This is a genomic window from Chrysiogenia bacterium, assembly GCA_020434085.1.
Lineage (GTDB): Bacteria > JAGRBM01 > JAGRBM01 > JAGRBM01 > JAGRBM01 > JAGRBM01.
Genome location: JAGRBM010000145.1, coordinates 1 through 5364, shown reverse-complemented (window position 1 = coordinate 5364; position 5364 = coordinate 1). Strand labels below are relative to the sequence as shown.

The window sequence follows — 5364 nt, the reverse complement described above, 5'->3', positions numbered from 1 at the left end:
GGCTGGAGCCTCACGGCGCAGGACGTCTACAACAACGTCATTCGCACCTGCATCGAGGCGATGGCCAGCTCGCAGGGCCACACCCAGTCGCTCCACACCAACGCCCTCGATGAGGCGCTGGCGCTCCCGACGGACTTCAGCGCGCGCATCGCCCGCAACACCCAGCTCTTCCTGCAGCAGGAATCGGGCACCACGCAGGTGATCGATCCCTGGGGCGGCAGCTACTACGTCGAGCGCCTCACCCGCGACCTTGCCGAGCGCGCGTGGTCGCACATCCAGGAAGTCGAGGAGACCGGCGGCATGGCCAAGGCCATCGAGGCCGGCATCCCCAAACTGCGCATCGAGGAAGCGGCCGCCCGCACGCAGGCGCGTATCGACGCCGGCCGCCAGACGGTGGTCGGGGTGAACAAGTATCGCCTCGATGAAGAAGAGCAGATCGACGTGCTCAAGGTCGACAACTCAGCCGTGCGCGAGGCGCAGATCGCCAAGCTCAAGAAGCTGCGCGCCGAGCGCGATCAGGCAAAGGTGGACAAGGCGCTCGAGGCGCTCACCAATTGCGCCGACCGGGGCGAGGGCAACCTGCTCGACCTGGCGGTGGCCGCCGCGCGCGAGAAGGCGAGCGTCGGAGAAATCAGCTACGCTATCGAGAAGGTCTGGGGCCGCCACAAGGCGACCATCCGGGCCATCTCGGGCATTTATCGCGGAGAAGTGGGCGTGGAGAGCGAGAGCGTCAAGAAGGTTCAGGGGCTGGTCGACGAGTTCGAGAAGAACGAGGGCCGCCGCCCGCGCATCCTCATCGCCAAGATGGGGCAGGACGGCCACGACCGCGGCCAGAAGGTGATCGCCAGCGCGTTCGCCGATCTGGGCTTCGATGTGGACATCGGCCCGCTCTTCCAGACGCCTGAAGAAGCGGCCAAGCAGGCGGTCGAGAACGACGTGCACATCGTGGGCGCCAGCTCGCTGGCGGCCGGGCACCTCACGCTCATCCCCCAGCTCAAGCAGGAGCTCGCCAAGCTCGGCCGCGAGGACATCCTGATTGTGGCTGGCGGCGTGATTCCGCCCCAGGACTACGACGCCCTCAAGAAGGCCGGCGCCGCGGCGATCTTCCCTCCGGGAACCGTGATCTCCGAAGCGGCGGTGGATCTTCTGGGCAAGCTCAACGAGGCGCTGGGCTACCCCAACAAGGTGGCCTGAGCAAGGCGGAAGCGTGGCTGAAACCCAACCGGGCGCGCCCAGGCGGCGCACACTCAGCGTGGAGGACTACGTCGCCGGCGTGCGCGCCGGCGATCGCACGATCCTCTCGCGCGCCATTACGCTGATCGAGAGCCGCAATCCCGAACACCACAAGCTCGCGCAGGCACTGCTTCAGCAGCTTCTGCCCCATACCGGCGGCGCCCACCGCGTGGGCATTACCGGCGTGCCGGGCGTTGGAAAGAGCACCTTCATCGAGGCGCTCGGCAAGAACCTCACCGCCGACGGACACAAGGTCGCCGTGCTTGCAGTCGATCCGAGCTCGTCGAGAAGTGGCGGCAGCATCCTGGGCGACAAGACGCGCATGGGCGAACTCTCGGTCGATCCGGGCGCCTACATCCGGCCCTCGCCCTCGGCGGGGACGCTGGGCGGGGTCACCCGCGTCACGCGCGAGTCCATGCTCGTGTGCGAGGCTGCGGGATTCGACGTGGTGCTCATCGAAACCGTCGGCGCCGGTCAGAACGAGACCGAAGTGGCGCAGATGGTCGATTTCTTCCTGGTGCTCATGCTGCCGGGCGCCGGGGACGAGCTGCAGGGGATCAAGAAGGGCGTGCTTGAACTGGCCGACATGATTGCGGTGAACAAGGCCGACGGGGAGAACGAGATCAAGGCCAAACTTGCCGCGCGCGACTACGCCAGCGCGCTCCACATCATGAAGCCCGCCAGCCCGACCTGGCACCCGCCGTGCATCACCATCAGCGCGATCAAGAACCTGGGACTCGACAACCTGTGGGGGCACATCCAGAGCCACCGCCAGAAGCTCGACAAGACCGGCGAGCTTGCCGAGAAGCGCGCGCGCCAGCAGGTCCGCTGGATGTGGACCCAGGTCGAAGACCGGCTCCTGAGCGCGCTGCGCCATCACCCGGACGTGGTGGACGCGCTTCCCAAACTCGAACAGACCGTGGCCAATGGTGAGATCACCGCCGGCTTTGCCGCCGACGAAATCCTCGAAGCCTTCGGGCTCAATCCGCTGGATGAGGACTGAGACTTTGAAGCCACAGATGAACACGGATGAACACAGATGATTTGCGCCTGGGGACCCAAGTCCTCTCCATCTGCGTTGATCTGTGTTCATCTGTGGTTACTTCCTGCCTTGTCTCCGTGATCTCTGTGCCCTCTGTGGCGATGTTTCTTTTCTTCGTGCGGTTTTCTAGGCTTGGCTCCACTGCCTGCATTCCCGGAGGGTTTTCCGATGAAGTCCGTTCTTTCGTTCCTGACCGTTCTTTCGTTCCTGCTTCTTGCATCCGCCGCGCGCGCGGGCGAATTCCCCATGGCCACGGTCGACTACCAGGCCGACCAGATCATGCACGTCAAATCCAGTGACGGGCAGATGAACATGAAGGGCAAGATCTACCACTCGGGCAAGAAAGAGCGCCGCGAGCACACAGTGCAGGGCCACCACGGTATCATGATCCTGCGCATGGACAAGAACCTCACGTGGATGCTCATCCCCGAGCAGAAGATGTACATGGAACACTCGATCAGCGAGCCCACGCCCGAGAAGAACCGCAAGGACGCCTCGGTCGACTGGACCACCGCGCAGGACGTGCAGATGAAGAAGGTCGGCACGGAGACGGTGGGCGGCTTTGCCTGCACGAAGTATCAGGTCACCGTCAAGGAACGCGACGGCAGCACCGGCGGCGGCACGCTCTGGCTGACAAGCGATCACAATATTCCCATCAAGATGAAGGGCACCAGCCACTCGGGCGGCGAGGCCGTCGAGATGGACATGGAGCTCAAGAACCTGCGTGTCGGCAAGGTCGACGCCGGCCTCTTCGAGATCCCCGCCGGTTACTCGAAGATGACCATGCCGCAGATGCCCATGGGCATGCCCGGCAAAGGCATGGGCAAAGGGCAGGGCAAAGGCCGCGGCGGCATGGGCCCTGGAATGGGGCAGGGCATGGGAATGCCCGAGGGAATGCCTGGACCTGACTCCACCCCTGAAGAGATCGAAGCCTTCCGCAAGAAGATGATGGAGCAGGCCGAGCAGATGAAGAAACAGATGCAAGAGCAGTACGGGCAGTGAGCCGGTGAAGATTCTTCCCAGATTCGAAATCCCGAAGGAACGCTCCCCGGCGTTGCTGGGGCTCTCGGGCGACTTCGATCCGGCGCGCCAGCTTCGGATGCGCTGGCTGGGGACGGCCGGGTACGAACTGACGGCCGGGAAGACGACCCTGCTGCTCGATCCCTTCGTCTCAAGGCCGGGGCTCTTGAAGCTGCTGCTCAGCGGCAAGCTCAAACCCGACGAGAGCGCGAGCGCGCGCTACTTTCCAAGGGCCGACTACGTGCTCACCGGGCACTCCCACTACGATCATTTGATGGACGCGCCCGAGATCGCGCTGCGCACGGGCGCAAGCGTCATGGGGAGCGAGTCCACCTGCCGCGTGAGCGCGGCGCGCGGCGTGCCCGAAGACCGCATCATCCACGTGCCACAGACCGGCGTGACGAAGCAGCTCGGCGACTTCGAGGTGCGCTTCGTGCCCAGTCGCCACGGCAAGTTCTTCTTCGGAAAAGTTCCCGCCGACGGCGAGATCACGAGCTGCCCCCACGGCGGACACTTCAGCGCCTCGGGCTACCGCATGGGCGGGGCATTCGGGATCTGGATGCGGGTGGGCGACATCACGCTCTATCACAACGGGAGCGCCGACCTCATCGACATGGAGCTTGAAGGCCTACAGGCCGACGTGCTCATTCCCGGGCTTGCCGGGCGCTACGCCACGCGCGACTACTTCCAGCGGCTCATCGGTTTTCTAAAACCAAGATGGATCGTCCCCACCCACTACGACGCATTCTTCTCGCCGCTCGAATCGGGGCTCTCCCTGCTGCCGGCAATCAACCTGCGGGGCTTCTTTCGGGAAATGGAACGCTACGCGCCGGGCGCGCCAATTGTCATGCCGGAGTATGAGGAAGCTGTAACGTTCTCGTTGGGCAGGGCGGCTGCGCGCAAGGCCTAGCGCTTGGTGTCCACCACTATGAACTCGCCGCCAAGCTCTTTCTGAATCTTCCGGGTATCGACTTCACTGCCGTCGTTGTGCACGACGACGAAGCCTTCCTGCGCCCATTCCTTCTTCTCTTCGGCATCGGCGCGCGCGGCGGCTTCGCGAATGTCCTCGTGGGAGGCGACGCTCAGACCTTCGGGAAGCGGCGCTTCGGCTGCGGGCGCTTCGGGCTCATCGGCAATCTCTTCGGCGATCTCGGCGTCGGGAAGCTGCTCATCCCAGAAGCGGTCGCTCACGTAGGCGCCGAGCGTGATCTGATCCTGTAGGCCCATTGCGTCGAAGCGCACGGCCATGGCGGCGCCGTTCTTGTAGGGAACCTCACGCAGGACAAGCGCGCGAAGGCTCATCACATCCTTGCGTCCGGGAATGCGGAAGTTGAGATCGAGCTCACTGCCGGGCGGCAGGGGTTCGTTCGTCAGCACCAGCGCGCCGCCCAGCGATAGATCGGCAATGCGCTCGTCGGCATCGGCCGGCCGGCTCGGTGAGGGGCCCAGTTCGATCTCCACGTGGGCCCTTGGGAAGCGGCGTTTTTCGTCTGTCTCGTTCATGTTGAGTCGGTCCAATCCCCGCGCCGAAGTGGAGCCTAGCGCGCGAAGCGAAGGCGCTTCAAGCCCCTTGCGCCCGGCGCGGGGCCGGGATATTGAGTTTGTCACAAGCCCGTAAATCGGGGGCCTGTGCGCCCCGGGGAGAGCCGTCTTGAGCGCCGACGCCGCGACGAAAAAGAAAGTCCACAAGCTCCAGGAAGAGCTGCGCCGCCACAGCTACCTCTACTACGTGAAGGACCATCCGGAGATCTCCGACGCGGCCTACGACAAGATGTACCGGGAGCTCGAAGAGCTCGAAGCCGCGCACCCGGAGCTGGTCACGCCCGACTCTCCCACGCAGCGCGTGGGACACGAACCGGTCAGCGAGCTCAAGAAGGTCGAGCGCGCGCTCCCCATGCTCTCGCTCTCCAACGTGTTCGACGAGGAAGAACTCAGTGCCTTCGACGAGCGTGTGCGCAAGAACCTGGCCGCCGAAGACATCGAGATCGAAACGGTCGAGTACGTGTGCGAGCCCAAGTACGACGGGCTGGCCATCGAGCTCACCTACGAGGATGGGCTCTTCACCCTCG

General features: G+C 64.4%; 6 protein-coding genes. 5 read left to right on the top strand and 1 reads right to left on the bottom strand.

The genetic code is table 11. The annotated features are described in order from the left end of the window. The 4 genes from KDH09_04760 to KDH09_04745 all read left to right on the top strand — a co-directional run. Positions 1–1194: cobalamin-dependent protein (locus tag KDH09_04760; protein MCB0218984.1), on the top strand; the 1194-nt coding region annotated here is incomplete at its 5' end. A gap of 13 nt (positions 1195–1207) precedes the next feature. Beyond that, positions 1208–2236: a methylmalonyl Co-A mutase-associated GTPase MeaB gene (gene meaB / locus KDH09_04755; protein ID MCB0218983.1), complete on the top strand. Its 1029-nt coding sequence runs from the start codon at positions 1208–1210 to the stop codon at positions 2234–2236. 207 nt (positions 2237–2443) lie between these two features. Then, complete coding sequence (locus KDH09_04750) at positions 2444–3277, top strand: DUF4412 domain-containing protein (GenBank protein MCB0218982.1); 834 nt, start codon at positions 2444–2446, stop codon at positions 3275–3277. Positions 3278–3281: 4 nt separating this feature from the next. Further along, positions 3282–4205, top strand: coding sequence for an MBL fold metallo-hydrolase (locus tag KDH09_04745; protein ID MCB0218981.1), 924 nt, complete (start codon positions 3282–3284; stop codon positions 4203–4205). Here KDH09_04745 and KDH09_04740 read toward each other — a convergent pair. Then, positions 4202–4798: a PilZ domain-containing protein gene (locus KDH09_04740; protein MCB0218980.1), complete on the bottom strand. Its 597-nt coding sequence runs from the start codon at positions 4796–4798 to the stop codon at positions 4202–4204. The genes KDH09_04745 and KDH09_04740 overlap by 4 nt on opposite strands. Positions 4799–4913: 115 nt before the next feature. Between KDH09_04740 and KDH09_04735 the strand changes: the two genes are divergently transcribed. Further along, a partial coding sequence (locus tag KDH09_04735; protein ID MCB0218979.1) for an NAD-dependent DNA ligase LigA occupies positions 4914–5364 on the top strand: 451 nt, incomplete at its 3' end.